This is a genomic window from Kribbella soli (assembly GCF_004331345.1).
Taxonomy (GTDB): domain Bacteria; phylum Actinomycetota; class Actinomycetes; order Propionibacteriales; family Kribbellaceae; genus Kribbella; species Kribbella soli.
The window spans coordinates 616,155-641,004 of the sequence record NZ_SJJZ01000001.1 but is presented as its reverse complement, the minus strand read 5'-3'; the positions used below and the strand labels follow the sequence as shown (position 1 = coordinate 641,004).

Here is a 24,850-nt window from a genome sequence, read left to right as displayed (position 1 = left end):
GCGAGGAGATTCGGTGAGCACACGGCTTCGGGCTCTCGGTGTGGTGGTGGCGACGGTGCTGCTGACCGGCGGCTGTGCGGCGGGAACCCACCCGGGCGCGGCAGCGATGGTCGGTGGGACCGAGATCAGCATCGGCGACGTCGACCAGACCTCGCGCGCCGTCGGCGCGGCGCTCGGTGAGGCGTACCCCGACCAGGCCGCGCTGAACGGGATGGTCAGCAACGAGCTCGCGGCGCAGGTCCGGCAGCAGAAGGCGATCTCGGTCAGCGACGCGGAGATCGCCGACGCGGCCAAGAACGGCGTGGCGCCGAGCGCCGAGGCGTACCAGAAGCTGCAGGCCGATCCGGCGTCCCGCGCCTTCCTGGACAACCTCGCCGCGACGCTGATCGTCACGATCAAGCTCGCCGGCGGCAAGGGCATCCACGACGCGGACGGCCAGCAGAAGGCACAGGAGGGGCTGCAGGCCCTGAACGCCGCCTCGAAGGACATCAAGGTCACGGTCGCACCGCGCTTCGGTCAGTGGAGCGACGGCCGGCTCGACACGTCGATCTCCGGGTCGCTGTCCAAGGAGTCCGACCAGACCGCGGCCAAGCGCAAGGCGGCCGAGGACGCCGCCCAGCAGCAGCAGGGCCAGGGCTGACGGCGAATGCCTGACGAGTCCGCGGGTGGCATCAAGGTCGTCCTCACGAGTCCTCGTGTCGCCCCCGGGCTCCTCACCCGCGCCACCTGGCAGGCCCTCGAAACTGCCGACGAGATCGGCGCGGCCGGAGGACCGGATCGCCCCGACGTACAGGCCGTGATCGGTTCCGGCCTGGTCGTCACGCAGGTCGACGCCGGTGTCGAGGCAGCCTGGTCGTGGCTCTCCTCCGCGGCCGAGGCCGGCCGTCAGGTGGTGTGGCTGACCGGCGACGACGGCGAGCCGGGGCTGCTGCGGGTCGTCGCCAACGAGCGGACCCGGGACCCGCAGGCGGCGTACGGCGTGGAGATCCTGCACGGGGCGTACGACGTACCTGGGGCGCGGCTGATCGATCTGGTCCGGGTGATGGACCGGCTGCGGCGGAACTGCCCGTGGGACCAGGAGCAGACGCATCAGAGTCTGGCGAAGTACTTGCTCGAGGAGACGTACGAGACGCTCGAGGCGATCGACACCGGCGATCAGGAGCACCTGCGCGAGGAGCTCGGGGATCTGCTGCTGCAGGTCGCGTTCCACTCCCGGATCGCGGAGGACGACGCCGACGAAGGATTCTCGATCGACGACGTGGCCGGCGGCATCGTCGAGAAGCTGATCCGGCGGCATCCGCACGTCTTCGGGACGGTCGACGCGGCCGACGCCGCCGCGGTCGAGGCCAACTGGGAAGCCATCAAGGCCACCGAGAAGCAGCGCTCGTCGGTCCTCGAAGGTATCCCGCTCGCCCTGCCCGCTCTCGCTCTGGCCGACAAGGTCCTGGGCCGGGCCGACAAGGTTCTCCCTGCCGAACTCCCGCCCGCCGGCGACTCGGACCTCGACCGAATCGGTCACCAACTCCTGGCCGCTGTCCGCGAGTCGCGCGCCCTGGGCATCGACGCCGAACAGGCCCTCCGTCTCGCTGTCCAGCAACTCACCACCGAGATCCGGACTGCCGAGACCAACAGCTAGTTCGGGCCGTCCAGCAAAGTGCGGAGGGCGTTGCGGTGGGCGGTGTAGGCGTGTTCGCCGGCTTTGGTCATTCGGTAGGTGGTGGTGGCGCCGCGGCCGTGGCCGGTTTTTGTCGTGGCGACGTAGCCGGCGTTCTCCAGGGCCGACATGTGTTTCGAGAGGTCGGAGTCGGTGACCTCCAGGTAGTCCTTCAGGAAGCGGAACGTCACCGTGGTGGCGTTCGCCAGTACTGCCATCGCGGCCAGGCGTTTCGGTGCGTGGATGACCGGATCGAGTCCGTCGATCATCCGAGACGCTCCCGTACCTGCGCCGCGGTGACGGCGTACCGGCGCTCGTAGTACCAGAGCCCAACGGTCACCAGGACGAACGCGGTCGCCGCGGCAGACCCTACGCCGACCAGCCACCAGACCAGTGCAACGATCACCACGACCACCGGGGCTGTCAGGAAGTACCGCTTCCAGAGTCGCCCGATCTCCCGCGGCGGACGCCCGCGCCCGGGGAACGGCATCGCGCCGTGCCGCCGCTGCATCCAGGTCAGGAACGCGACCTCCAGGCCCAGCAGCACCGCCAGCGCCGTGAGGAACAGGGCGCTGTTGTCCCGCCACCAGGCGAACGCCCCGATCAACGCGGCCGCCCAGAGCCCGACGACCGGCGGGTACCACCACGGCGTCTTCGGGTAGCTGACATACGGCGCCGCCTCGGCCCGCTCGATGATCCGCAGCTGCTCTTCCGCATCACTTTCCATACCGGAAAGCTAACAGATAACTTTCCATGTCGGCAAGTACGTTGTCGGTGTACCTAACGACAGGAAGTGTGCGGTGGTTGGGTAGTGCACCTGAGCGTAGGTGTGGCTTTGCGTACGGTGTCTCGGTGGTGCACTACCTGTTCTTCGGTACACCAGCAGGTCGTCGAAAATCGGCTGCTTAGGGTGCTGGGCGGCTGAGAAGGTGGGTGGGTGGATGTTGCTGAGGTGCTGCGGGAGTGCTGGGATCTGAAGCCGGCGCGGCTGGAGGTGCTGACCGGCGGGATGAACTCGGCCGCCTGGTTGGCGTCCGGTATCGACTGGCGGGTGGTGCTCAAGTCGGTTGAGCTCTCGGACTCGGCGTTCGAGCCTGGCCTGGAGTTGGCGGCCCGCCTCGACGACGCCGGTATCTGCACCGGTCGCCCGCGTGTCAGCAAGCACGGCCGCCTCGTTGAACGCGTCGATGGGCGGCAGGTTGCCGTGCTCGAGTACGTCGACGGCGTTGAGCTGGGTCCTGCGGATCAGGTGGCGATCGGGGACCTGCTTGGACGCGTGCACTCGGCCGCTGCGCTCGATGCCGGTGAGCTGACCGAGTGGTTGCAGTTCCTGTTGCCGTTCGAAGACAGCCTGGACCTCGAGCCCTGGATCCGCCCGGCGGTCGAGGGCGCCGTCGCCGACGCTGCTGCGCTCGGGCCGGTGTCCTGGGCCTGGTTGCACGGAGATCCGGCCGCGGAAGCGTTCCTGCGGCGGGCTGACGGCGAGGTTGCCCTCATCGATTGGGGGAGCGCGATGCAGGGCCCGATCCTGTACGACGTCGCGTCTGCCGTCATGTACAACGGCGACCCGGTGGTTCCGGCGTACCTGCGCCGGCGCCCCGACCTGGCCGACGAACTCGAGCGCGGCCTGCCTACGTTCCTGCGCGTGCGGTACGCCGTCCAGGCTGGGTACTTCGCCTGGCGAATCACCAACAACGTCCTGACCGGCATCTCCACCCCAGCCGACAACCTGAAGGGTCTAGCCGACGCGCGCCGCTCGTTCGGCCTGTAGATCCTGCAGTACGGCGGCCTCCGTCGTCTCCCAGTCCTTGAAGAGGTAGCGGTACGGCACCACCGGCGTGATCGCAGCGATCACGTCCGCCTTGTCGTCGACGAAGTGCGTGATGCCGAGGTCGGCGCAATGGATCGCCTTCTCGGGACGGCGTAGGCAGAAGCGCACGTTCCCCGCGGGAATCCCGGTGTGCTCGAAGAAGCGGTGATGACGCAACCATTCCAGCGACCGCTCCTGCACCCGCGGCCCGCACTTCGACACCAGCCACGCCTCGGCGAACAACGGCACCAGCCGTGCGATCGCGTCAAAGTCACCCGGTACGGCAGGAGTTCGCAGCATGGCTGTGGTGTCGCCGGAGAAGAACGATGTGTCGCCCGGGCCGGACCCTCCGGCGATGATCACTCGTCCGATATCGATTCCCAATCTGTTCATACCTTCATCGTCGACACGACCAGCTATCCAGCAGAACTAGTTCTTATCGACATAGCTATAGTTTCTGGTGATGGATCTGGTGGCGGAGGATCTGCAGGCGTTCGCGGTGTTCGCGGGGCACCGCAACTTCACGCGTGCCGCCGAGGAACTGCATGTCAGCCAGCCCGCGCTCCACGCCCGAATCCGCAAGCTGGAGACCCGCCTAGGTACGCAGCTCTATGCGAAGCAAGGGCGACAGCTGCTCCTGACCGACGCGGGCGAACAGCTCGCCGCCTTCGCCAACGACACCCGCGACCGCACGGCCGACTTTCTTCGCACCCTGGATGCCGCCCCACCGCGACCGCTCGTGCTGATCGCCGGCTCCGGTTCGTACCTGTACCTGCTGGCCGACCCGCTCCGCCGCTACCTCACCCGCGGTCGTGAACTCCGCCTGCTCACCGGCGACGCAGCCGAGACGCTGACTGCCGTCCGGGGCGGTACGGCGGACGTCGGCGTGACCGCACTGGGCATCCCGCCCGACGACCTCGACTGCGAACTCCTCGCACAGTTCCCGCAAACGCTCATCGTGCGCAGCGACCACCGACTGGCGGGACGTCGTACCGTCCGGTTGAAGGATCTGCAGGACGAGGCGCTCGTCGTACCGCCGAAGGATCGCCCGCACCGGCAGCAGCTGGAGCGGAGCATGCTCGACCAGGGCCTGCGGTGGTCCGTCGCGGTGGAAGCGGAAGGGTGGGAACTGTTGGTCCACTTCGTGCGTCTCGGTATCGGGCCGGCGGTCGTCAACGGTTCGGTCCGGACGACGAGCGCCGTACGGAAGATCCCGGTCAAGGATCTGCCGCCGGTGCGGTACTACGTCGTTACGCGACCGGGGCGCGACGACCGGGTGGACGGGCTGAGGAGGGCGCTGACATGAGCCGCGACAGCAGGGCGATCTCCAAACTGCTGCGCCATACAGCGGGTGAACGTGGGCTCACGATGAGTGCGGACGGGTGGGCGGCGATCACCGACGTACTGCGGGTTCTCGGGCTGACCCGTGAGCGGCTGGACGTCGCTGTGCGGGAGAACGACAAGCAGCGGCTGCAGGTCGACGGGGAGCGGATCCGTGCGTGTCAGGGGCATTCGCTCAAGGGGATGCCGGTGACACGTGAAGCGTTGGAGAACAGTTGGGAACGCGTCTACCCCGACGATCTCCTCTGGCACGGGACGAATCACGCGGCGCTGCCTGCGATTCGACGGGAAGGTTTGCGCGCGGGACGGCGTACGCACGTTCATCTGGCGCCGGCGAAGGACAGTCACGTGGGGCGCCGTACGGCGGTAGAAGTCTTGCTGGGCGTGGATTGCGCGGATTTGGCGGTCTATCGGGCGCCCAACGGAGTGTTACTGACGCGCGAGGTACCTGCGGATGCGATCGTTAGGGTCGACGCGGTCCACTGAGCTTGCTGGTCTGGGGACTAGGCTCAGCAGCGATTCGTCATCGAGAATTTGGGAGTCAATGTGGCCACCATCGAGGCCGTCGGCGCGCGCGAGATCCTCGACTCGCGCGGCAACCCCACTGTCGAGGTCGAGGTTCTGCTCGACGACGACACCATCGCCCGCGCGGCCGTCCCGTCGGGCGCCTCCACCGGCCAGTTCGAGGCCGTGGAGCTGCGTGACGGCGACAAGGACCGGTACGGCGGCAAGGGCGTGCAGAAGGCCGTCACCGCGATCCTCGAGGACATCGACAAGGAGATCGTCGGGTACGACGTCCACGAGCAGCGCCTGATCGACCACGCGCTCCTCGACCTGGACGGCACCCCGAACAAGGCCAAGCTGGGCGCGAACGCGATCCTCGGCGTCAGCCTCGCGGTCGCGAAGGCGGCGGCGGAGAGCTCCGGCCTGCCGCTGTTCCGGTACGTCGGCGGCCCGAACGCGCACGTCCTGCCGGTGCCGATGATGAACATCCTCAACGGCGGCGCGCACGCGGACAGCAACGTCGACGTCCAGGAGTTCATGATCGCCCCGATCGGCGCGGCGACGTACGCCGAGGCCGTCATGCAGGGCGCGGGCGTCTACCACGCCCTGAAGGCGGTGCTGAAGGAGCGCGGCCTGTCCACCGGCCTCGGCGACGAGGGCGGCTTCGCGCCGAGCCTGGACAGCAACCGGGCCGCCCTGGACCTGATCGCGGTCGCGGTCGAGAAGGCCGGCCTGCAGCTCGGCAAGGACATCGCGCTGGCGATGGACGTGGCCGCGAGCGAGTTCTTCACCGACGGCGTGTACGCGTTCGAGGGCGGCAAGAAGTCGGCCGACGAGATGATCGCCTACTACGCCGACCTGGTGGCGTCGTACCCGATCGTGTCGATCGAGGACCCGCTGAACGAGGAGGACTGGGACGGCTGGAAGGCCATCACCGGTGAGCTCGGCAGCAAGATCCAGCTGGTCGGCGACGACCTGTTCGTCACCAACGTCGAGCGGCTGCAGCGCGGTATCGACGAGAAGTCGGCGAACAGCCTGCTGGTCAAGGTGAACCAGATCGGCTCGCTGACCGAGACCCTGGACGCCGTGGACCTGGCGCACCGCAGCGGCTTCACCTGCATGATGAGCCACCGCTCCGGCGAGACCGAGGACACCACGATCGCCGACCTCGCGGTCGCGACCAACTGCGGCCAGATCAAGTCCGGCGCCCCGGCCCGGTCCGACCGCACCGCCAAGTACAACCAGCTGCTCCGGATCGAGGAGGAGCTCGACGACGCGGCGACGTACGCCGGTCGCTCGGCCTTCCCGCGCTTCCAGGGCTGACGCTGGCCTGATTCAGGAGGTCGTCTGTATGCCGTCCCGTCGGGATTCCGGTGCACGCCCCGGCTCGCGTCCGTCGAGCCGGACCCAGTCGCGTCCACCGGCCCGGCGGGGCGACCAGCCGAAACGGCGTACGACGGGAACCCAGGCGGACCCGGAGCGGACCCGCGGGTCCCGCAACCTGACCGGGCGGGCAGCCGTCGTGCTGCTGGTGCTGGGAGCGTTGATCGTGTCCTACGCGCAGAGCCTGCGGGTGTGGTTCGACCAGCACCAGCAGGTCAGCGCGCTGCAGCAGGAGATCCGCGACCGGGAGAAACGGGTCGCGGAGCTGAACGACGAGATCACCCGCTGGGACGACGACGCGTACGTGAAGGCGCAGGCGCGGCAGCGGCTCGGCTGGGTGATGCCCGGTGAGGTCGGGTACCGCGTGATCGGTGCGGACGGGAAGCCGCTGGGCGCCCCGCCGGAGCCGTCGGCGCCGTCGGACGGTACGACGGAGGAGCAGAAGCCGACCTGGTACACGAAGCTGTGGGGGAGCGTCGAGGGTGCGGGGACACCGCCGGCGCCGGCCACGACGCCGACCCCCGCCAAAACCGCCCCGAAGCCTCTCATCACACCGTCACCTAAGGTGACCAGGTGAGCGTCAGCCCTTCCGACCAAGAAGCAGTCAGCAAACAACTCGGCCGGACGGCCCGCGGCATCCGGTCGATCGCGCACCGCTGCAGCTGCGGCCTCCCGGACGTTGTCGAGACCGAGCCCCGGCTACCGGACGGTACGCCGTTTCCCACGACGTACTACGTGACGTGTCCGCGGCTCGCGTCCGCGATCGGCACGCTCGAGGCCTCCGGCATGATGAAAGAGATGACGGACCGCCTGGCTGACGACGAGGAGCTCGCCGCCCGGTATCGCGCCGCGCACGAGTCGTACCTCGCGCACCGCGAGTCCATCGAGCATGTCGAGGAGATCGCGGGTATCACCGCCGGCGGCATGCCCACGCGGGTCAAATGCCTGCACGTCCTGGCCGGCCACTCGCTGGCCGCCGGCCCCGGCGTGAACCCGCTCGGCGACGAGACCCTGGAAGCGCTTGAAGACTGGGGCCGCAGAGGTCCGTGTGTCTGACCGGGTCGCCGCAATCGACTGTGGGACCAACTCGATCCGCTTGCTGATCGCCGACCTCGTAGACGGTCAGCTCGTCGAGGTCGATCGCCGCATGACCATCGTCCGCCTCGGCCAGGGCGTCGACGCGACCGGCGCCTTCGCTCCCGAAGCCCTCGCCCGCGTCTTCAGCGCGTGTGAAGACTTCGCATCTGTCATCCGGTCCAAGGACGTCACCAGACTCCGCTTCGTCGCCACCTCCGCCGCCCGCGACGTCAGCAACCGGGATGCGTTCTTCGCCGGCGTCGAGGAGCGTCTCGGCGTACGTCCGGAAATCATCTCCGGCGCGGAAGAAGCCGAACTCAGCTTCCGCGGCGCCACCATGTCGCTCGACCTGTCCGCGCCGTACCTGGTGGCCGACATCGGCGGCGGCTCCACCGAACTGGTCCTCGGCGACGCAACTGGCGTGATCGCGGCCGAATCCCTCGACATCGGCTCGGTCCGCCTGACCGAACGCCACGTCACCACCGACCCCACGTCCGAAACAGAACTACGCGCGATCGCCAAGGACATCGACGCCCTCCTGGACGCCACCACCGTCCCGCTCGCCGACGCCCGCGCGTTCATCGGAGTGGCCGGCACCTGCACCACCGTGGCCGCGGTGGCGCTGCAGCTCCCCGAGTACGACCGCACCGCCGTCCATCACGCCCGCCTCAGCACCGACCAGCTGCGCTCCGCGACGACCTGGCTGACAACCACCACCCGCGCAGAACGCTCCGCCGTACCGGCGATCCACCCCGGTCGAGTAGACGTGATCGGCGCCGGCGCCCTCATCCTCCAGCGCCTCTACGATCGGCTACCCGTCTCCGAACTCACCGTCTCCGAGCACGACATCCTCGACGGGGTGGCGCTCTCCCTCGGTTAGCACCAGACAGGGCCTAGTGCGCGCGGACGCCGTCGAGGGCGATGGCGAGGACCCGGTCGCGTTGGGCCTGGTCGACAAAGCCGGCGGCGGTCAGGCCGCTGACCATGCGGAGGAGGTCGTCGAAGGAGACGTCCGCACGTGCCTCGCCCGCGGCCTGGGCGCGTTCGAACAGCGGCGTTCCGGCGGCGTACATCGCCTCGCGGGCCGCCTTGAAGCTGTCGGCCTCCCGGTTCAGCGACTCCCAGATCGCGCGCTTCGTCGCGGCGTACCCGACGAAGCGGTGCAGCCACGTGGTGAGGCCTTCCCACGGCGGCAGTTCGGCCGCCTCCTCCGCGGCGATGCACAGCTCCTCGATCTCGCCGAAGTAGACCGCGTTCAGCAGGTCCTGGCGGTGCGGGAAGTTCCGGTACAGCGTGCCGATCCCGACGCCGGCCTGGCGCGCGATGTCCTCCAGTGACGCCTCGACGCCTTTGCTCGCGAACGCATCCCGGGCCGCGCCGAGCAGGGCGTCGAAGTTCCGCCGGGCGTCCGCCCGTTGCGGCCGCCGTACGTCGACCCGCAACGCGGGCCTGCTCTCACCGGTCACCATTTGCTCACCTTAGCCAGTTGATAGCGGAGGCGACCCTCCGCTATAGTGGAGGCATACCTCGACTTTAGCAGGCCGGGGAAATCCCGCGCCCACGTTCTGGCGCGTTCCCACCCTTTCGAAGGACTTCTGCATGCCTGTCATCAGGTCTGGAAACCCTCGCGTGACCCTGGCGGTCCTCGCCACGGTCGTCGCCTCTTTCTCTATGTTGCAGTCACTGGTCAGCCCGGCGCTGCCCGTCATCCAGCACGACCTGCACACCACCCCCGGCACGGTCACCTGGGTGTTCACCGCGCTTCTGCTGTCGGTGTCGGTCGCGACCCCGCTGCTCGGCCGGATCGGCGACATGGTCGGCAAGGAGCGCACGCTGTTCATCGCGCTGGCCGCCCTCGCCATCGGCTGCCTGATCGCCGCGCTCGCGCCGAACATCGGCGTACTCATCGCCGCCCGCATCTTCCAGGGTGTCGGCGGAGCCGTGTTCCCGCTGTCGTTCGGGATCATCCGGGACGAGTTCCCGGCCGAACGCGTGCCGTCCGTGGTCGGCGTGGTCTCGGCCATCATCGCGGCCGGCGGCGGGCTCGGGATCGTGCTGGCCGGCCCGATCGTGGAGTGGCTCGGCTGGCGCTGGCTGTTCTGGATCCCGATGGCGGTCGTCGCGCTCTCGACGGTGATGGTACGGCGCTACGTCCCGGAGTCCCCGAACCGTGTTCCCGGCCGGATCGACTGGCTGGCCGCCGCGTTCCTGTCCGGCTGGCTGATCGCGCTGCTGCTCCCGCTGAGCACGGGCCGGTCGTGGGGCTGGGGCTCGCTGCGGACGACGGGACTCTTCGGGCTGGCCGTCGTACTGTTCGCCGGCTGGATCACGGTCGAACTGCGCTCGCGGAATCCGCTGATCGACATGCGGATGATGCGCCGCCCGGCGGTGTGGACGACGAACCTCGTGGCGCTGCTGTTCGGGGCGGCGATGTTCGCGGTGTACGCGTTCGTCCCGCAGTTCCTGCAGATCCCGACGGCGGCCGGGTTCGGCTTCGGCGCGAGCGTCACGAAGGCCGGGCTGCTGATGCTGCCGATGCTGGTGACGATGGCGGTCGTCGGGTCGTTGAGCGGCCCGCTCGCGCCGCGGTTCGGCGCCAAGGCGCAGGTGGTTTCCGGGTCGGCGTTGAGCCTGGTCGCGGCGCTGATGTTCGCCGAGTTCCACGATGCGCAGTGGCAGGTGGCGGTCTCGACGGCCGTGTTCGGTGTCGGGCTCGGCCTCGCCTACGCGGCCATGACCAGCCTGATCGTGCAGAACGTCCCGCGTGAACAGACCGGCGCCGCCACCGGCATGAACGCCAACATCCGCACCATCGGCGGCTCCATCGGCACCGCCCTCGCCAGCTCCATCATCACGGGCCACATCCAGCCCTCAGGGCTCCCCGCGGAGGCCGGCTTCACCGACACCTTCCTCCTCCTGTCCGCCTTCGCCGCGGCAGCCGTCGTACTCGCCCTGGCCATCCCGAGCTCACGTCGTACCGCCATGACCCCGCAACCCGTCGAGCAGCTCGCCGCCTGACCGGTCGGGGTTGGGGAGGATATTGTGCCGAATCGGGCATGAAATCCTCCCCAACCTCCCGTTTAGGCTGGGTGGGTGAAGCTTCCGCATCCGTTGACCGGGGAGATGTTCGAGAGTCCGGTGCCGCCCGGGGTCGGGTGGCCGGAGGACCCGGCGGTACGGCGTACTCCGGTTGCCCGCGACGCCGGGGAGGTCGTGGAGCTCGCGGCGACGGGTGAGCTGAAGGAACTCGAAGCGCGGGTGTCGGTGTGCCGGGCCTGTTCGCGGCTCGTCGAATGGCGCGAAGACGTTGCTGTCGGCAAGCGAAAGTCCTTTGCGGATCAGCCGTACTGGGGACGGCCGATCCCGGGCTGGGGTGTCGCCGAGCCGCGGATCCTGATCGTCGGGCTGGCGCCGGCGGCGAACGGCGGGAACCGCACCGGGCGCGTGTTCACCGGCGACCGCTCCGGCGACTGGCTGTTCGCGAGCTTGCACCGCGTCGGCCTCGCCAACCAGCCCACCAGCGAGCACGCCGGCGACGGCCTGCACCTGATCGGCACCCGGATGATCGCCGCCGTCCGCTGCGCCCCGCCCGCGAACAAACCGACCCCGGAGGAACGCGACACCTGCGCCCCCTGGTACCGCCGCGAGCTCGAACTCGTCCTGCCCAGCACCAGGTCGATCGTCTGCCTCGGCAAGTTCGCGTACGACGCTCTGCTCGCGGCGCTGATCGCGCTCGGAGTCGACGTACCGCGGCCGCGCCCGAAGTTCGGTCACGCGGTCGAGTACCGGATCCCGACGCCGTACGGCGAGGTCACCGTCCTCGGCTGTTTCCACCCCAGCCAGCAGAACACGTTCACCGGCAAGCTCACCGAGCAGATGACCGACGCCGTACTCACCCGCGCCAAGACCCTGGCCGACGTGTCCACAGGTCCGGAAAACCAGAGTTGACCTGGGTAGGTGACGTGTTGGAGGCTTCCGACTATGTATGCCGCCGCCCCACGCCGCTGCCCGCATGACTCGTGACAACCTGCCCGAGCAATCTCGGGGACGTCCGGCCGCGCAACGGCCCGCAAGTGGTGGCGTGGAGCGCGCACCGGCCGCGCCGTCGATGCCTGCCGCGCACGAGGCCGCGCCGTTGGGGTTCGTCACCAGCCCGGACCGGTTCCACTGGTGGGGCGAGCTCCACGACGACGTCAAGGCGTACCTCGAGCGCAAGGTAGGACCGGCGATCGAGTGGTGGGCGGACCTGCACGAGCGGGAGCGCGACCGGCCGTACGCCGTCGTCCTAGGGCCGAACGGGCTCGCGGTGACGACGCCGCGCGTCAACAACCAGGGTCAGAAGACGCAGAGCGTGCGGATCGATCCGTTCGTACCGTCGAGCATCAAGCACGCCGTCGTACAGCAACAGGCCACGAAGCCGCGCGGTGGTCTCCGCTCGCTGGTGTCGCGTGGCCGGGACGAGCAGTCCCAGCCGTCGGTCCCGCCGCAGTTGAACCTCACGGAGGAGATGCGTGGCATCCTCGGCAACCTGCCGCTGGAGGCGCAGCAACGCCTGCAGACACCGTTCCTCGGGACGCAAGCCATCACGCACTACCGGTCGTACTACTACGGGAACGACGAAGAGCTCGACCTGTGGTGCTATCTCGCGGGTGACAAGACCGTCACGTTCGCAACCGGGCACCGCACGCTGCCCAACGGTGTGGACCCGCAGCACGCCTCCTGGCGACTGACCTGCTACCAGGCGGACGTCACTCGATGACTTCGAGCCGGGACTTCCGGGACCTCGACGGAGCCGATCCCTGGAAGCTGCTCGGGGTCAGCCGGTCGGCCGGCGCCGAGGAGATCAAGCGCAGCTACCGCCGCCTGTCGCGAAGCCACCACACCGACGTCGGCGGCGACTCCAGGCAGCAGGTCAAGCTGAACCGCGCCTACGAGATCCTGACCGACCCGACCCGGCGCGCCGACTACGCACTCCTCCTGCAGCGCAAGGAACGCCCCCAGGACTTCGTCCGCCCGACGGCCCGCACCGAGCCCGAACCCGACGAGCCGGTAGCGGATCCCTTCGACTGGGCCTCCGGCCCGGGTCGCACCGGGACACCCCCGCGCCAGGACCGTTACACGGCACCGCCGTACGAGCAGCCCTATCAGGATCCGTACACCGAGTCCCCGTACGCCGATCCGCCCTACCGCGATTCGTACACCGCCCCGCAGTACCGCGACTCCTACACCGCCCCGACGTACCGGCCGCAGCGTCGCCGCGGCGTGAGCGGGCAGGCAGTCGGAGCGGTCCTCACCGCGTTCATCTGCTCGCCGGTCTCGATCTACCTGTCAATCTCGGTCCTCCGCAACAACCGCCCCGGCAGACCCCTCGCCTGGCTCGCAATCCTGATCAACGTAGGCCTACTCGCCTTCTCAATAATCGGCGCCCTAACCCGCGGTACCTAACCAGTACCCAGGGCGGGATCCGAACCCGCACGCCTGTAAGGCCGCCAGGTTGAGCTTGACGTTCGACTGTCCCCTGACGTCCGTGGTGGGTTCGCTAACGGTCGTCGCCCGACGTCGGAGACCGGCACGGTCTGATGCGAGCCGGAGCGAACTGCAACCAGCGCGGACCTGTGCGGGCGGTAAGCAGCTTGCCGAGTGGTGGCAGCGCGTGTGGGCTCAGGGACGCTGTGCAGTCGGCTCGGCCGAGGGCAGGACCACGACCGTTGTGCGCCGAACAACCGGCATGCAGAGTGGTATATTTTCCGGCATGTTCTCGTATCCGACTCCCGATGAGGTCCTCGCTGGTCTTGGCGACAAGGTCGTCGGAGGACTCGCGAACGCCGTTGTAGCTGTTGCGGCTGATCTGGTGGAGTACCGCCGGATCGCCCCTCACTTCGTGTCGAGGCACAGTGAGCGGGGCCTGGCGAACTGGATCCACGACCAAATGTGGTCTCATGTCCTCCGTGAACTGGACAGCATCCCGAACGTTTCGTTCGTCGACAAGGAGCCGACGAGGGACGTGTATGTCGGGCTCGACTACCGTCTCCGTGTTAAGCGGCACAGCCCGACGGGGGCAATCCGGTCGTACCCGACACAGGAGGCGCTGAGCTTCGTCACCCAGCAGCCCGACTTGTTGTCCGAGGACGGCGCGGGGATCGTGAACCTGTGCGTTGGATACGAGTGGGACGCGGGGAGTCGGACCATCGGCGGCCCGGTGATGTCACTGCGCGATGGGTCGTTTGATGAAGTGATCTGGGTCATCGACGTGTCCGCGGGCTCGGGTGGTGAGGGGACGGTCAGGCCGATGTTCCCGACAGGTGCTCCGAAGCCGCCTACGATCGGTGGCACCCCGAACCAGGAGACCAACAAGGAAGAGGGAAGCAAGGAGTCATGAACTTTCTCGGCGAGGCAATCACAGTCACTCGCCGGGCTCGCGGCCTGACGCAGGGGGAGTTGGCCGAGATGGCGGGTGTCACCCAGGCGGCGTTGTCTCGCTATGAGACCGCGATGCGAGAGCCGGACAACGAGGTGCTCGGGCGTATCGCTGATGCGCTTGGTGTCACGCCGCGATTTCTAGAGCACGCCGGCCGAGCGCGGGGGGCGATGGCTGTCGACGCGCATATGCGAAGACGGCAGACTGCAAAACCAACAGTATGGAAGAAGCTCGAAGCGCAGCTAAATGTGTATCGGATGCATGCAAGCATGTTGTTTGAAGAGATAGCACTTCGTGCCGAGCAACGCATTCCTACGTTTGATCCCATCGCAACCAATCCGGCAGATGCAGCACGCTTGGTTCGGATGCAATGGAGAATGCCGATAGGTCCAGTACGTGGACTAATGCAATGGTTGGAGGCCGCAGGATGCCTGATTATCGAATCAGACTTCGGCACGTCCAGAATTGATGGTTTATCTCAGTGGGTCGATGGGCATCCAATTATGTTCATCAACTCTATTGCTCCTACCGATCGCAAGCGATTGACGCTAGCGCACGAACTGGGGCACCTCGTCTTGCATTCGGAGGAGGTGGTCGAAGACGTTGAGAGTCAGGCGAATGCCTTCGCCGCCGAATTTCTTATGCCTCTTGATGTGATTCGACCTCAGCTCCGGAATCTCCAAGTCAACATTCTCGCCGACCTGAAGCGCGAATGGGGTGTTTCAATGGCAGCCATCGTTGAGCGGGCCTATGACGCTGGCTTAATCAAGGCTGATCGCAGAACGAGCGTATACAAGCTGTTCTCGGCGCGCGGCTGGAAGACGAGTGAGCCTGTCAGTCAGGAGCTAACGCCTGAGCGACCAAGCCTTCAATATGACATTTCAGCCGCATTGTCCGATCGAGGTTTGCATGAAAATGATATTGCTTCAATGGCTGGTTTCACGTCGTCAAAACACAATGATCTAATCCCTCCCCGTCCAGGCAACCTTCATCGGGTTGTCTGATCCCTGGTTCCGAATTCTGCGCATCGTTGACGGCTACGTGTCAAGCGTGCGGGCAATCCTCCGGACTGACCCGGTAGTTGCCGACCTCAGGTTCGGAGCGGGGCCGTGGTCGAGCTTGCTCGATCGCGCGTGATGCCGGAGGCACCCTTGACGCGTGCCGGCCGGGCCGCACTTCTCGATGATTGTTAGCGGCGATGCGGAAGCCGATGGTCAGATGGATGCGAAGGACAACGGCGTGAGGCGGGCCGCCGGCCATTCCGCGAGTCGTGGCGGCGACAGGGTGTCGAGAGTTGATGGCGAGTTCTGCTGTCTTCGGCCCGACATCCTGTGCGCGCCAAGCCAAGGGACGCGACCAGAACGTAGCGAAGCGGAGTGGCGGGTGGCCCGCCCTGTGGTGGCGGCTTTCGGGCCCTGGAGGGCCCGACTTGAAGACGTGGAAAAACTTGTCAGGCAACCCAAGTCGCGATGGACGTCCGGGAGTCGATCCAGACAGGAGAGCATTGGGCGTGCTGGCAGCACGGGGAACTGTCAGGTGGCAGCTGCAATCAACATCTCGCGGAGCCGTCGCAGGTGATTAGTAGCGATCTGCCATTCGCTACGCCAGCGCGCATCGAACGGCTCGCTCGGCTGCATGATGTGGTCGGCAACTGCTACCAATTCACGAACGTCGGTCTCCGATACGCCAGGCGGCGCTTCGTCGAGCACCCACCTCGTGACCTCGAAGACGGCCCGGCCAAGGCGGGCTCTGAGAGGGTATGCGTCCGCGGGCGTTTGTTCCATCTCAAGAACGCGGTCAATCCGACGGAGAACACGATCACTTGCGCGCATGGTAACTCCCCACGGCGTCAACGAAGTGCTTGGCGGCATCAAGCCACATCAGCGCCTCCTCACCACTCGGGTGATCTTCAATCCGAACTTTTCGGGCTCTCGCAATGCGATATTTGTAGATCTCAAGAGCGCCCTGCGCAAATTTATGCATTCCAAAGCGCTCCAATGCGATTGGAATAGATTTATCTCTTGAGAACTCCGGCTCTCCATCGAGATAGCAGGCAAGAACACTACAATGACGAATGACAGTTGCAATTACGCTCAATTCGTACGCCGGGTCGCCTCCGTCAGCCAAACTTTCAGCCACGTCGTCCAGGGTCGCGCTGAATCCGCGCAGATCCCGGTGCGCTAGGCGATACGGCTGCAAGGTGCCCAAGAGATTCACGAGCCCCGCAGCGTCGTCACCACGTCGGTGCAAGAGCCGCGCTTCCAATTTGAGGTGTAGCAGGAAGAGTGACCCGTATGCTGACATCTGTGCCAGTTGCGGCCAGGTGTACGAAGTGATCGATCGGTGCTCGACTTGAGGCAGTCCAGCAACTATCGGTTCAAGCTCGATCTCGATGGGACACTGCGCGTCGGATGCCACAAGCAGATCCAGATCACTCTGCGGCGTGAAGGTGCCGCGAGCGACAGACCCATACAGCCAAACTTCGGTAACGGTCATCGTCGCAGCAACGCCTTAACCAAAACCGTCACGAACATGCCGGTAAAAATGATGCCAGCCAAACCTTCAAGCGTGGAAACGAATCGCATATATGTCGACTCAGGGTTGAGCTGTGACAATCGATCGAGCGAAATGAAATTGCTCATGCTCATCCAGATTAATTGCCCGTACGAAGGTAGGGGCCGAAGATTGAAGCTATCCCGATCGAAGTAGAGGAGAACCGGGAAAACGAGTAGAGTCACGACAATTGCACTAGCGAATAACACTGCAGCGCTCTCGCCGTGCCGCCATAGATATTTATTCAAGTAGTGCCATCCGAGTCGAATGACCGACTCAGCGCGTCGCACGAGGTCGTAGTGCTCCTTGTGCCATGCAGATTCCCCCAGAATCGCCGCCTTTAGGTTCTCATTCTCCGCCTCAATTGCTGCTAGCCGGTACTTGCGTGCTTCAACTTCATCCCCGGACAGTGTCGCAGCCCTGGAGAGGTTCGAGAATAGATCTTGCCGTAGATTGTGTTCCGGTGGTGCGTTGCGCCGAGCTTCCTTGAAAGGAAGGGCGGTGTTGCGGAAATCGGCGAACCGGAAATCTACATCGGTGATGCCGATGTAGTCGAACGTGCAATTTATGAAGCGACACCCGACAAACTGACTTCGCTTAATATCAGCCCGCCGGAAATAGCATTCCTCGAACACGCAGTTTTGGAATTCCGAGCCGGTGATCTTTGTGCGCAGAAAGCTGATGTTAATAAACGTCGAATGGCTAATGTTGAGTTTATTGAGGACGAGATTGTCGCAGCGCTGTGATGCAAATAGGAGATCGCTCCCGCTCTGAACATCTTTGAGTGTTGCTGGCCGTCGTCCGCTGACAAGGTCCCCCACAGCCATGTCCTATCTCTCTGCCGCTGTCAGCGGGTCCGCCATCGCGAGCTTGGTCGTAACTCAGCCTACGCAGTCTGTCAGACCTTGGCATCTGAGTCACCTGCCCCGCTTCACTCCTCGAGTGGCCTGTCATTCTCAGGTACCCGCCTGGTTCGAAAGATCGGCCGCGAACCCCATCATGCTGCCGGCCACGGCATCAGTTCCAGCGTTCGTCAGGTCCTGGACGTTTGCCTGGCGTATTGGTGAACCCAATACGTCGCGCACCGGCGGTGACACCAGCCATGACATCGCTGACTTGGTTGCTAATCAGCGCGCACCCAGCCGAATCCCTGCCAAGAATTTTCCGTTGCTCGCTGCAGGAGGTGCGGGCTCGGCTTCATGCGATCAACGTATTCGGGATCACGTGCTAGGACATGATCAACCTGGTCCGCCAATCCGTTGGCATCCACGATACTTCGTGGGAGCTCGTCAATGGCGTCTCAGATGAATGCGCGCAGTTCGTCCGAGACGTCAGGTGCGGGGATGGCGTGCGGAGATTGGCCGTCGAAGTCCAGGAGGACGGCTTGGGTTGCGCGCGTAGGACCGAGGCGGGGGAGTCGGTGGTCATGGGCTGTGGTCCTGCTGATGGTGCCCCAGAGACTGTTGAACCGGATGCGGGCTTGGTCGACGTACTGCGAGGCAGTGGTTCGGTCGTCGCCGCTCATGGAGTGATGGAAGAGCACAGTGTCTTTACCGGCCAATTCGGAGATGGGCGTGTCTTCTCATGTATCGGTACCTCCCGTTCAACGACGGGATAGAAGCCGAAGAAGGCCTCCTTCTCGTTGAGGAGGTACAGCCTGATCATCATCGGGAGATTGACAGCGCGGCTCAGTACTGCGCCGAGCGGCAGGGAGGCGAGTGGGAATTCCGTCCACCGAAGGGCGGGCAGACCAGGTGGAACGCCTTTCCGGAGCAGTTGATCCCGCATCTGCGGGCTCAGAAGGCTGCACAGTCGGCAGGACGTCTTGCGGCCGGAGATCAGTTGGAAGACTGGGCATGCTCCAGGCGGCCGGCCTTCGGGATGCTCGTCCTCATGACGCACGGCATACGGCTGCGACGCTGCTGTTGGAGCAGGGCGTCGACATCCGCGTGGTGCAGGAGATCCTCGGGCACTCGACCTTGGCAGTGACCAAGCGCTACACGCACGTGACGAGCAAGCTGGCTGAGGACACTGCGGCCAAGATTGGAAAGGCGCTGTGGGCATGATCGGGCAGGCAACTGCAACCGCTAGTGCAACCATCGCACGACTGATGCAATCGCTGCTTATATTCCGGCTTGGTTATCTTTGCAGGTCAGTTCATGGTGCCCGGGACGGGATTCGAACCCGTATGCCTGTTAGGGCCGCGAGGTTTAAGCTCGCTGCGTCTGCCGTTCCGCCACCCGGGCTGGAGGCTCGGGATGAGGGTACTCGTTACTGGTAGGTCTTTCGGGGGTACACGGCGTGGGCGCCGGCTACCCGGTCCAGGAACAGCTGCCCGTTGCAGTGGTCGATCTCGTGCTGGAGCGCGCGGGCCTCGAACGCGTCGGTGGTGATCGTGACCTCGTCCGTCGTACCGGGGAGGACTCCGGTGACCGTCAGCCGGGTCGCGCGTTTGACGTCGCCGGTGAAGTCCGGCACCGACATGCACCCCTCGCGCGCCTTCTCATTGCGCGAGGCCTCGACGACGACCGCGTTGCACAGCACGAAGACGCCGTGGCAGGTACGCGTCTTCGGGTGATTGGTTACATCGAGCGAGAACATCTGCGCCGCAACACCTACCTGCGGTGCCGCGAGACCGACGCACCCGGGGGAGACCCGCATGGTCGCCACGAGATCCGCGGCGAGCTGGATCATCTCCGGGTCGAGCGGGTCCACCTCCGCGCTCTCCGTTGCGAGCACGGGGTGCGGCGCGCGGACGACCTCGAGAACAGCACCCTGGACATCCAGACGTGCAGGGGACCAATCCGTGATCACAGTTCGTCGCTCTCGGCCGGGCGCAGCGTGACGCCCACTCCGAGTTCCTCGGCGGTGATCTCGAGCGCCCGGTCCAGCATCTCCAGCTCCGCCGTCGGCGGCAGCTCGACCTCGGCGGTCAGCACATACAGCCCGCCGCTCAGCCGCGTCGCCAGGTCCGTGATCGTGCCTCCGGCGGCCGCGATCATCCGCGTCACCGCCGCCACGATCCCGGGCCGGTCCGCGCCGTGGACGCTCAGCATGTACGGCGCACCGATCGGCGCGTGCTCGTGCTCCGGGCCCATCTTGCGGACCGTGATGACGAGTTCGCCCCGCAGCGGCTCGAGCGCCGACTTCACCTCGTCGAACGGCCCGGCGCAGACGATCATCATCGCGAAGTGGCCGCGCAGCAGCGTCATGGTCGAGTCCTCGAGGTTGACCCCGGTACCGACCAGGGCCTCGGTGACGTCGGCGATGATTCCCGGGCGGTCCGGGCCGATGACGGTGACAGCGAGCTGACTCATGCCCGGCAACCTACCGCCGACCTAAGTACCCGATCGCACCGACTTCGGTATCCGGACACCCGCACCCGCCCCGGAGATCGCTTACTCACCGCTACATTCAAGGCATGAGCTCACGCCGTACTGCCCGGAACTGGGTCGTGGACAGCGTGTCGTTCGTGCTGGCAGTTCTGATCGGGCTTCTCGCCTACAGCGAGGGTGAGTCCGACCCGGTGTCGCAGACGTTGCTCGCGGTCGACCTCTGGTCGGGCATGGTGCTGTGCCTGACCTTGTGGTTCCGGCGCCGCTGGACCGTCCCGTTGGCGCTTCTCGGGGCTGCAGTCTCGGTGTACGCCGATGCCGCGGCCGGGGCGACGCTGGTGCTGTTCATGACCGTCGCGGTCCACAAGCCGTGGCGGACATCGATCTGGGTCTTCGCGGTGAACTGCGTCGCCACGCTCAGCTATCTCCAGGTGCGGCACAAGGACGACTGGAAGACGCAGCTCGTCATCGGCATCACTCTGTACGCCGCCATGGCGGGCTGGGGGTTCTACATCCGGTCCCGGCGTCAGCTCCTGCAGACGCTGCGGGACCGGGCGGATCGGGCTGAGACGGTGGCGACGCTGCAGGCCGAGCAGGCGCAGCTCCGGGCACGCGAGGAGATCGCCCGCGAGATGCACGACGTACTCGGGCATCGGTTGTCGTTGCTCAGCGTGCATGCCGGCGCGCTGGCGTACCGCCCGGACGCGTCCACCGAAGAGGTGGCCGGCGCTGCCGAGATCATCCGGGCGAGCGCGCACCAGGCGCTGCAGGATCTCCGCGAGGTGATCGGCGTACTGCGGGCTCCGGTCGGCGAGCTCCCGCAGCCCGCGTTCGCCGACCTGCCCGCGCTCGTGGAGGGTTCGCGGGAGGCCGGCATTCCGGTCGAGCTGACACTCGAAGCGCCGGGTGCGATGCCGGAGCACGTCGGGCGTACGGCGTACCGGATCGTGCAGGAAGGTCTGACGAACGCGGTGAAGCACGCGCCGGGCGAGCCGGTGTCGATCAGCGTGACCGGTGCCCCAGGCAACGGACTGTCCGTCGAACTGCGCAATCCGGCGCCGAACCGGCGGCGCGGCGACGGCCAAGGTCTGAAGGGCCTCAGCGAACGCGCCGCCTTGGTCGAAGGCCGCGTCGAACACGGCCGCACCCCCGAAGGCGACTTCCGCCTGTACGCCTGGCTACCGTGGCCCGCATGACCATTCGGGTGTTGATCGTCGACGACGATCCTTTGCTGCGGGCCGGGCTGAAGTTGATGCTGGGCGGCGCCGAGGACATCCGGGTGGTCGGGGAGGCCGGTGACGGGTCCGGCGTACACGGTCTGATCGACCGGCTCGCGCCGGACGTGATCCTGATGGACATCCGGATGCCCGGCACCGACGGCCTCACCGCGACGGAAGCGGTACGGCGCCGCTCGGGCGCACCTGAGGTCGTCATCCTCACCACCTTCGACGCCGACGAACACGTCCTGCGCGCCCTCCGCGCCGGCGCCGCCGGGTTCATCCTGAAGGACACCCCGCCAGCCGAGATCGTCGAGTCGGTACGCCGGATCGCCGCCGGGCAGCCCGTCCTCTCACCGGCCGTCACCAAACGCCTGATCACCCGCGTCGCAGACTCCGGCCAGGACGACCGCAAGACCAAGGCCACCGCCCGGCTCGCGGACCTGAACGACCGCGAACGCGAGATCGCCGTCGCCGTCGGCGAGGGGAAGTCGAACGCCGAGATCAGCGCGACCCTCTACCTCAGCATCCCGACCGTGAAGACGCACGTGTCCCGCATCCTCACGAAACTCGACCTGAACAACCGCGTCCAGATCGCCCTCCTCGTCCACGACGCCGGGATGCTGCACGACTAACCACGACTAACCACGGCTAACCACGACTGACCACGACTAGCGCGGTTCGAGCACCACCACCGCGGTCGTTCTCGGGCGGCGATCGGCGTACTCGTCGAGGTTCTTGTCGAGTTCCTGCCAGCGGGCCCAGAGCCGCTGACGTTCCTCGCCCTCGGCGGGGCGTCCGCGGACCGGTCGTTGCCCGTCGGTGAGCACCGCGTCGGCGTCCGGATGGGCCAGCAGGTTCAGCCACCAGGCAGGTTCCGGCGCGCCCCATCCGTTCATCGCGAGGGTGACCAGGTTCGGCCCGTCCTCGACGTACCCGAGAATCACGCTTCGCGGTTCCCCGGTCCGCCGGCCGGGCACCGTGAGCCGCAACAGGCCGTATTTCTTGCCCCGCGGTCGTGAGAGACCTTTGCGGCCATTGCTGGCGTTGTAGAGACCTCGGTGGACCTTCCAGGCCGCGCGGATGAACCAGCGCGGCGGCAGCATCGCTTTACTCATGTCCCCCTCCAGACACTCGCGCACAGCGTCGCAGAGCGGGACCGCGAAAAGAAGGCCGGGCCCCCGGCGAGTTGGGGGCCCGGCCGATCAAGTGACGGGCTACGACTGGGTCGCCCGGCGGAACTCCTCGTTCGGCGTCTGCAGGCTGCCGAGGCTGGTGACCTCGCGGCGGAAGAACAGCGCCAGGGTCCAGTCGAGGATGACGCGGGCCTTCCGGTTCAGGGTAGGTACGCGGGACACGTGGTAGGTCCGGTGCAGGAACCAGGCCAGCCAGCCTTTCACCTTCACGCCGTACAGCTGGGCGACACCCTTGTGCAGGCCGAGGCTCGCGACCGAGCCGACGTACTTGTGCTTGTAGTCCTGCGGCGGCTGACCGTCGACGACCCGCAGGATGTTCGCGGCCAGCCGGTTGGCCTGCCGTACGGCGTGCTGCGCGTTCGGAGCGCAGTACGCACCGGTCTCGCTCGTCAGGTCCGGTACGGCGGCGTTGTCGCCGGCGGTCCAGGCGTCGTCGACACCCTCGATCCGCAGGTTCGGCAGCGTCTTGACCCGGCCCTTCTCGTCCAGCGGGAAGTCGGTCGCGGCGAGCGCCGGGTTCGCCTTTACACCGGCCGTCCAGACGATCGTGTCGGCGTCGAACTCGTCGCCGTCACTGAGGATCACGTGGCCCTTCTCGCAGGACTCGAGCCGGGTCTCCAGCCGGATGTCCATGTTCCGCTTGCGGAGCTGGTCCACGGTGTACTTGCCGAGATCCGGGCCGACCTCCGGAAGGATCCGGTTGGTGGCCTCGACGAGGACCCAGTGCATGTCCTCGGGCTTGATGTTGTCGTAGTAGCGGGTGGCGTAGCGGGCCATGTCCTCGAGCTCGGCGAACGCCTCCACACCGGCGTACCCGCCGCCGATGAAGACGAAGGTGAGCGCGGACTTGCGCAGCGCCGGGTCGGGCTGCGACGACGCGACGTCGAGCCGGTCCAGGACCTTGTTGCGCAGCGCGATCGCCTCTTCGACGTTCTTGAACCCGGTCGCTTCCTCGGCCAGGCCGGGGATCGGCAGCGTACGGGCGATCGAACCGAGCGCGACCACGACCTGGTCGTAGGCCAGCTCGTACTCCGGGCCCTCCTCGGGCATCACCTTGGCGACCTTGTGCGCGTGATCGATCCCCGTCACGCGTCCGGTCACCACCCGGCAGCCCTTGAGAGTCTTGCGCAGCGGCACCACGACGTGCCGCGGCTCCACCGAACCGGCCGCGGCTTCCGGCAGGAACGGCTGGTAGGTCATTACCGACCGCGGGTCGACCACGGTCACGCGGATCCGGCCCTTGCGGGCGGCGCGGCGCAGGCCGTACGCGGTGTACATCCCGACGTAACCGCCTCCGACGACGAGGATGTGCGGCACCTGGGCTGTCATGCGGTTCACTCTCCCTGAGTGGTTCTCAGACTTCATGTTCGCTTCAACGCTAAACGCTCGTGAAAGATTTCACAAACCCTCCCGAGAGTGATCTCACCCACCGAACATCCCCTGCCCGAGGGAGCTCTCATCTCTTCATGGTGGGGTCCCTCGAGCGGTACCCACCACCCCCGACACACAACCGCAAGCCAGCCCTTGCCGGGCTGTCCGGGGCGTCCTAGCGTCGCAACGAGGGGAAGGGGAGGGTCATGAACCGCGACGAGATGGTGCGCATCGACGAGGCAATCACCGATGCGATCGGCGCGGGTGACCTGGGGGCACTCGACGCGCTGATGAGCTCTGAGCTGGCAGCCGACTTCAAGAAAGGCATCGGAGAGATCCGCGAGGCCTTTCCGGACTACGCATGCACCTCAGCGGAGCGAGTCGTCGAGGGCGACCGGCTGGCAGTCCGCTTCGACTATCAAGGCACGCACCGGGGCGAGTGGCTCGGAGTCCCCGCGACCGGTCAGCGCGTGACCTTCAGAGGCATGTCCCTGGACAGGTTCGCGAACGGCGTGATGGTCGAATCCGACGTCGTCATGGACTGGCTGGACGTCCTCGAACAACTAGGCGGCTACCCGAACACCGCCCGCTGACTGCCCAGCTATTCGGACTCGCCCTCCAGCGCCAGGCGGTAGCCGCTTGGCGTGCGGAGGAGGAGCCGGCGGTAGGTCCAGCCGGGGGCGGGGTCGTTCTGCTCCAGCTCGAAGTCGAGCCCGGCCTCGCGGCAGCGGGCGGCGGCCGCGTCCACGTCGGAGACGGCGATCTGCCAGGTGAGGACACTCGGCGGGTCGTTCGGCGCGGAGGCCTGCTGGATGCCGAAGTGCACGGAGTCGGTCCCGAAGGCGATGAAATCCGGGTACTCCGGGCCTTCGTAGATCACCGGAAGGCCGAGCTTCTCGTAGAACGCACGTTCCGCGGGCAGGTCGGAGACGTTCAGGACCGGGGCGAGGCGGGTGAACAGCGGATCTGAGGTCACGGGCACCAGCCTGTG

At 66.5% G+C, this 24,850-nt stretch carries 32 protein-coding genes and 1 tRNA gene; 19 read left to right on the top strand and 14 right to left on the bottom strand.

From position 1 onward, the window contains the following. Nucleotides 1–13: 13 nt before the first annotated feature. Together E0H45_RS03235 and E0H45_RS03230 are read left to right on the top strand one after the other, a co-directional pair. Nucleotides 14–640, top strand: a complete 627-nt coding sequence (locus tag E0H45_RS03235; protein WP_131334767.1) for a SurA N-terminal domain-containing protein — start codon at nucleotides 14–16, stop codon at nucleotides 638–640. 6 nt (nucleotides 641–646) lie between these two features. Then, complete coding sequence (locus tag E0H45_RS03230; RefSeq protein ID WP_131334766.1) at nucleotides 647–1,636, top strand: nucleoside triphosphate pyrophosphohydrolase; 990 nt, start codon at nucleotides 647–649, stop codon at nucleotides 1,634–1,636. On the opposite strand, the gene E0H45_RS03225 is transcribed toward E0H45_RS03230, so the two are convergent. After that, nucleotides 1,633–1,923: a transcriptional regulator gene (locus E0H45_RS03225; protein WP_131334765.1), complete on the bottom strand. Its 291-nt coding sequence runs from the start codon at nucleotides 1,921–1,923 to the stop codon at nucleotides 1,633–1,635. The two genes, E0H45_RS03230 and E0H45_RS03225, sit on opposite strands and share 4 nt — an antisense overlap. After that, the gene (locus E0H45_RS03220; protein WP_131334764.1) at nucleotides 1,920–2,381 is read right to left on the bottom strand and encodes a hypothetical protein; all 462 of its coding nucleotides are present in this window, start codon (nucleotides 2,379–2,381) and stop codon (nucleotides 1,920–1,922) included. The genes E0H45_RS03225 and E0H45_RS03220 overlap by 4 nt, the downstream gene beginning before the upstream one ends. A 210-nt stretch (nucleotides 2,382–2,591) precedes the next feature. Between E0H45_RS03220 and E0H45_RS03215 the strand changes: the two genes are divergently transcribed. After that, a complete protein-coding gene (locus E0H45_RS03215; RefSeq protein WP_131334763.1) occupies nucleotides 2,592–3,425 on the top strand; it encodes a phosphotransferase enzyme family protein in 834 nt (277 codons plus the stop codon). Here E0H45_RS03215 and E0H45_RS03210 read toward each other — a convergent pair. Next, a complete protein-coding gene (locus E0H45_RS03210) occupies nucleotides 3,393–3,857 on the bottom strand; it encodes a hypothetical protein (protein ID WP_131334762.1) in 465 nt (154 codons plus the stop codon). The genes E0H45_RS03215 and E0H45_RS03210 overlap by 33 nt on opposite strands. A gap of 70 nt (nucleotides 3,858–3,927) precedes the next feature. On the opposite strand from E0H45_RS03210, the gene E0H45_RS03205 reads away from it, so the two are divergent. Genes E0H45_RS03205 through E0H45_RS03180 form a run of 6 tightly spaced genes read left to right on the top strand, consistent with a single transcriptional unit; the run spans nucleotide 3,928 to nucleotide 8,649 of the window. Next, nucleotides 3,928–4,770 (top strand): LysR family transcriptional regulator, encoded by an 843-nt coding sequence (locus tag E0H45_RS03205; protein ID WP_202872178.1) that lies wholly within the window; start codon nucleotides 3,928–3,930, stop codon nucleotides 4,768–4,770. Beyond that, on the top strand, nucleotides 4,767–5,291 hold the full coding sequence (locus E0H45_RS03200) for an RNA 2'-phosphotransferase (RefSeq protein WP_131334760.1): 525 nt from the start codon (nucleotides 4,767–4,769) through the stop codon (nucleotides 5,289–5,291). Before E0H45_RS03205 ends, E0H45_RS03200 begins: the two co-directional genes overlap by 4 nt. A gap of 60 nt (nucleotides 5,292–5,351) precedes the next feature. Continuing rightward, a complete protein-coding gene (eno, locus tag E0H45_RS03195) occupies nucleotides 5,352–6,632 on the top strand; it encodes a phosphopyruvate hydratase (protein ID WP_131334759.1) in 1,281 nt (426 codons plus the stop codon). Nucleotides 6,633–6,660: 28 nt separating this feature from the next. After that, entirely contained in the window at nucleotides 6,661–7,269 is a 609-nt protein-coding gene (locus E0H45_RS03190; protein WP_131334758.1) for an FtsB family cell division protein, read from the top strand. Beyond that, nucleotides 7,266–7,748, top strand: a complete 483-nt coding sequence (locus tag E0H45_RS03185; RefSeq protein WP_131334757.1) for a DUF501 domain-containing protein — start codon at nucleotides 7,266–7,268, stop codon at nucleotides 7,746–7,748. The genes E0H45_RS03190 and E0H45_RS03185 overlap by 4 nt, the downstream gene beginning before the upstream one ends. Beyond that, complete coding sequence (locus E0H45_RS03180) at nucleotides 7,741–8,649, top strand: Ppx/GppA phosphatase family protein (RefSeq protein ID WP_131334756.1); 909 nt, start codon at nucleotides 7,741–7,743, stop codon at nucleotides 8,647–8,649. The genes E0H45_RS03185 and E0H45_RS03180 overlap by 8 nt, the downstream gene beginning before the upstream one ends. A gap of 13 nt (nucleotides 8,650–8,662) precedes the next feature. Here E0H45_RS03180 and E0H45_RS03175 read toward each other — a convergent pair whose 3' ends face one another. After that, entirely contained in the window at nucleotides 8,663–9,238 is a 576-nt protein-coding gene (locus tag E0H45_RS03175; protein WP_131334755.1) for a TetR/AcrR family transcriptional regulator, read from the bottom strand. A gap of 130 nt (nucleotides 9,239–9,368) precedes the next feature. Between E0H45_RS03175 and E0H45_RS03170 the strand changes: the two genes are divergently transcribed. The 6 genes from E0H45_RS03170 (at nucleotide 9,369) to E0H45_RS03145 (ending at nucleotide 15,191) form a co-directional block, all read left to right on the top strand. Next, entirely contained in the window at nucleotides 9,369–10,787 is a 1,419-nt protein-coding gene (locus E0H45_RS03170; protein WP_131334754.1) for an MFS transporter, read from the top strand. Between the two features lie 75 nt (nucleotides 10,788–10,862). Continuing rightward, the gene (locus E0H45_RS03165) at nucleotides 10,863–11,717 is read left to right on the top strand and encodes a uracil-DNA glycosylase (RefSeq protein ID WP_131334753.1); all 855 of its coding nucleotides are present in this window, start codon (nucleotides 10,863–10,865) and stop codon (nucleotides 11,715–11,717) included. 133 nt (nucleotides 11,718–11,850) lie between these two features. After that, nucleotides 11,851–12,528: a hypothetical protein gene (locus E0H45_RS03160; RefSeq protein WP_131334752.1), complete on the top strand. Its 678-nt coding sequence runs from the start codon at nucleotides 11,851–11,853 to the stop codon at nucleotides 12,526–12,528. Then, nucleotides 12,525–13,214 (top strand): J domain-containing protein, encoded by a 690-nt coding sequence (locus tag E0H45_RS03155; protein ID WP_131334751.1) that lies wholly within the window; start codon nucleotides 12,525–12,527, stop codon nucleotides 13,212–13,214. The genes E0H45_RS03160 and E0H45_RS03155 overlap by 4 nt, the downstream gene beginning before the upstream one ends. Before the next feature lie 307 nt (nucleotides 13,215–13,521). After that, nucleotides 13,522–14,148, top strand: coding sequence for a hypothetical protein (locus tag E0H45_RS03150; RefSeq protein WP_131334750.1), 627 nt, complete (start codon nucleotides 13,522–13,524; stop codon nucleotides 14,146–14,148). Next, entirely contained in the window at nucleotides 14,145–15,191 is a 1,047-nt protein-coding gene (locus E0H45_RS03145) for a helix-turn-helix domain-containing protein (protein ID WP_131334749.1), read from the top strand. Before E0H45_RS03150 ends, E0H45_RS03145 begins: the two co-directional genes overlap by 4 nt. 528 nt (nucleotides 15,192–15,719) lie before the next feature. On the opposite strand, the gene E0H45_RS42330 is transcribed toward E0H45_RS03145, so the two are convergent. The 4 genes from E0H45_RS42330 to E0H45_RS03130 form a co-directional block, all read right to left on the bottom strand. Next, on the bottom strand, nucleotides 15,720–15,896 hold the full coding sequence (locus E0H45_RS42330) for a hypothetical protein (RefSeq protein ID WP_165546344.1): 177 nt from the start codon (nucleotides 15,894–15,896) through the stop codon (nucleotides 15,720–15,722). Between the two features lie 109 nt (nucleotides 15,897–16,005). Then, nucleotides 16,006–16,683, bottom strand: coding sequence for a nucleotidyltransferase domain-containing protein (locus E0H45_RS03140; protein WP_131334748.1), 678 nt, complete (start codon nucleotides 16,681–16,683; stop codon nucleotides 16,006–16,008). Further along, the gene (locus E0H45_RS03135) at nucleotides 16,680–17,561 is read right to left on the bottom strand and encodes a pentapeptide repeat-containing protein (protein WP_165546343.1); all 882 of its coding nucleotides are present in this window, start codon (nucleotides 17,559–17,561) and stop codon (nucleotides 16,680–16,682) included. The genes E0H45_RS03140 and E0H45_RS03135 overlap by 4 nt, the downstream gene beginning before the upstream one ends. Before the next feature lie 479 nt (nucleotides 17,562–18,040). Next, nucleotides 18,041–18,265, bottom strand: a complete 225-nt coding sequence (locus E0H45_RS03130) for a hypothetical protein (RefSeq protein ID WP_131334746.1) — start codon at nucleotides 18,263–18,265, stop codon at nucleotides 18,041–18,043. 331 nt (nucleotides 18,266–18,596) lie between these two features. Here E0H45_RS03130 and E0H45_RS03125 point away from each other — a divergent pair, with 331 nt between their 5' ends. After that, nucleotides 18,597–18,806: a tyrosine-type recombinase/integrase gene (locus E0H45_RS03125; RefSeq protein WP_131334745.1), complete on the top strand. Its 210-nt coding sequence runs from the start codon at nucleotides 18,597–18,599 to the stop codon at nucleotides 18,804–18,806. 94 nt (nucleotides 18,807–18,900) lie between these two features. Here E0H45_RS03125 and E0H45_RS03120 read toward each other — a convergent pair. The 3 genes from E0H45_RS03120 to E0H45_RS03110 form a co-directional block, all read right to left on the bottom strand. Then, a tRNA-Leu gene (locus tag E0H45_RS03120) sits at nucleotides 18,901–18,986 on the bottom strand. Nucleotides 18,987–19,011: 25 nt separating this feature from the next. Then, nucleotides 19,012–19,554: a peptide deformylase gene (gene def / locus E0H45_RS03115; protein WP_131334744.1), complete on the bottom strand. Its 543-nt coding sequence runs from the start codon at nucleotides 19,552–19,554 to the stop codon at nucleotides 19,012–19,014. Further along, nucleotides 19,551–20,057, bottom strand: coding sequence for a glycine cleavage system transcriptional repressor (locus E0H45_RS03110; RefSeq protein ID WP_130384223.1), 507 nt, complete (start codon nucleotides 20,055–20,057; stop codon nucleotides 19,551–19,553). Before E0H45_RS03110 ends, def begins: the two co-directional genes overlap by 4 nt. Before the next feature lie 104 nt (nucleotides 20,058–20,161). Here E0H45_RS03110 and E0H45_RS03105 point away from each other — a divergent pair, with 104 nt between their 5' ends. Both E0H45_RS03105 and E0H45_RS03100 read left to right on the top strand, forming a co-directional pair. Continuing rightward, nucleotides 20,162–21,271 carry a sensor histidine kinase gene (locus tag E0H45_RS03105; RefSeq protein WP_131334743.1) on the top strand — a complete coding sequence of 370 codons (1,110 nt, stop codon included), beginning with the start codon at nucleotides 20,162–20,164 and terminating at the stop codon, nucleotides 21,269–21,271. After that, entirely contained in the window at nucleotides 21,268–21,927 is a 660-nt protein-coding gene (locus E0H45_RS03100) for a response regulator (protein WP_131334742.1), read from the top strand. Before E0H45_RS03105 ends, E0H45_RS03100 begins: the two co-directional genes overlap by 4 nt. A 36-nt stretch (nucleotides 21,928–21,963) precedes the next feature. Here the strand turns inward: E0H45_RS03100 and E0H45_RS03095 are convergent, their stop codons facing one another. Both E0H45_RS03095 and E0H45_RS03090 read right to left on the bottom strand, forming a co-directional pair. Next, nucleotides 21,964–22,410: a nitroreductase/quinone reductase family protein gene (locus tag E0H45_RS03095; protein WP_131334741.1), complete on the bottom strand. Its 447-nt coding sequence runs from the start codon at nucleotides 22,408–22,410 to the stop codon at nucleotides 21,964–21,966. A 99-nt stretch (nucleotides 22,411–22,509) separates the two neighbouring features. Beyond that, nucleotides 22,510–23,817 (bottom strand): NAD(P)/FAD-dependent oxidoreductase, encoded by a 1,308-nt coding sequence (locus E0H45_RS03090; protein WP_131334740.1) that lies wholly within the window; start codon nucleotides 23,815–23,817, stop codon nucleotides 22,510–22,512. 248 nt (nucleotides 23,818–24,065) lie between these two features. Here E0H45_RS03090 and E0H45_RS03085 point away from each other — a divergent pair, with 248 nt between their 5' ends. Next, nucleotides 24,066–24,452 (top strand): ester cyclase, encoded by a 387-nt coding sequence (locus E0H45_RS03085; RefSeq protein WP_131334739.1) that lies wholly within the window; start codon nucleotides 24,066–24,068, stop codon nucleotides 24,450–24,452. Between the two features lie 8 nt (nucleotides 24,453–24,460). Here E0H45_RS03085 and E0H45_RS03080 read toward each other — a convergent pair whose 3' ends face one another. Next, nucleotides 24,461–24,835, bottom strand: coding sequence for a VOC family protein (locus tag E0H45_RS03080; RefSeq protein WP_165546342.1), 375 nt, complete (start codon nucleotides 24,833–24,835; stop codon nucleotides 24,461–24,463). Nucleotides 24,836–24,850: the final 15 nt, after the last annotated feature.

Excerpts from the sequence above, each read along its gene's own strand:
- E0H45_RS03205 (WP_202872178.1), top strand. The coding sequence starts at position 3,928 with ATGGATCTGGTGGCGGAGGATCTGCAGGCGTTCGCGGTGTTCGCGGGG.
- E0H45_RS03220 (WP_131334764.1), bottom strand. The coding sequence starts at position 2,381 with ATGGAAAGTGATGCGGAAGAGCAGCTGCGGATCATCGAGCGGGCCGAG.
- E0H45_RS03105 (WP_131334743.1), top strand. The coding sequence starts at position 20,162 with ATGAGCTCACGCCGTACTGCCCGGAACTGGGTCGTGGACAGCGTGTCG.
- E0H45_RS03200 (WP_131334760.1), top strand. The coding sequence starts at position 4,767 with ATGAGCCGCGACAGCAGGGCGATCTCCAAACTGCTGCGCCATACAGCG.
- E0H45_RS03210 (WP_131334762.1), bottom strand. The coding sequence starts at position 3,857 with ATGAACAGATTGGGAATCGATATCGGACGAGTGATCATCGCCGGAGGG.
- E0H45_RS03090 (WP_131334740.1), bottom strand. The coding sequence starts at position 23,817 with ATGACAGCCCAGGTGCCGCACATCCTCGTCGTCGGAGGCGGTTACGTC.
- E0H45_RS03150 (WP_131334750.1), top strand. The coding sequence starts at position 13,522 with ATGTTCTCGTATCCGACTCCCGATGAGGTCCTCGCTGGTCTTGGCGAC.
- E0H45_RS03190 (WP_131334758.1), top strand. The coding sequence starts at position 6,661 with ATGCCGTCCCGTCGGGATTCCGGTGCACGCCCCGGCTCGCGTCCGTCG.
- E0H45_RS03095 (WP_131334741.1), bottom strand. The coding sequence starts at position 22,410 with ATGAGTAAAGCGATGCTGCCGCCGCGCTGGTTCATCCGCGCGGCCTGG.
- E0H45_RS03130 (WP_131334746.1), bottom strand. The coding sequence starts at position 18,265 with ATGAGCGGCGACGACCGAACCACTGCCTCGCAGTACGTCGACCAAGCC.
- E0H45_RS03110 (WP_130384223.1), bottom strand. The coding sequence starts at position 20,057 with ATGAGTCAGCTCGCTGTCACCGTCATCGGCCCGGACCGCCCGGGAATC.
- E0H45_RS03155 (WP_131334751.1), top strand. The coding sequence starts at position 12,525 with ATGACTTCGAGCCGGGACTTCCGGGACCTCGACGGAGCCGATCCCTGG.
- E0H45_RS03125 (WP_131334745.1), top strand. The coding sequence starts at position 18,597 with ATGCTCCAGGCGGCCGGCCTTCGGGATGCTCGTCCTCATGACGCACGG.
- E0H45_RS03175 (WP_131334755.1), bottom strand. The coding sequence starts at position 9,238 with ATGGTGACCGGTGAGAGCAGGCCCGCGTTGCGGGTCGACGTACGGCGG.
- E0H45_RS03145 (WP_131334749.1), top strand. The coding sequence starts at position 14,145 with ATGAACTTTCTCGGCGAGGCAATCACAGTCACTCGCCGGGCTCGCGGC.
- E0H45_RS03085 (WP_131334739.1), top strand. The coding sequence starts at position 24,066 with ATGAACCGCGACGAGATGGTGCGCATCGACGAGGCAATCACCGATGCG.
- E0H45_RS03140 (WP_131334748.1), bottom strand. The coding sequence starts at position 16,683 with ATGACCGTTACCGAAGTTTGGCTGTATGGGTCTGTCGCTCGCGGCACC.
- E0H45_RS03100 (WP_131334742.1), top strand. The coding sequence starts at position 21,268 with ATGACCATTCGGGTGTTGATCGTCGACGACGATCCTTTGCTGCGGGCC.
- E0H45_RS03230 (WP_131334766.1), top strand. The coding sequence starts at position 647 with ATGCCTGACGAGTCCGCGGGTGGCATCAAGGTCGTCCTCACGAGTCCT.
- E0H45_RS03225 (WP_131334765.1), bottom strand. The coding sequence starts at position 1,923 with ATGATCGACGGACTCGATCCGGTCATCCACGCACCGAAACGCCTGGCC.
- E0H45_RS03170 (WP_131334754.1), top strand. The coding sequence starts at position 9,369 with ATGCCTGTCATCAGGTCTGGAAACCCTCGCGTGACCCTGGCGGTCCTC.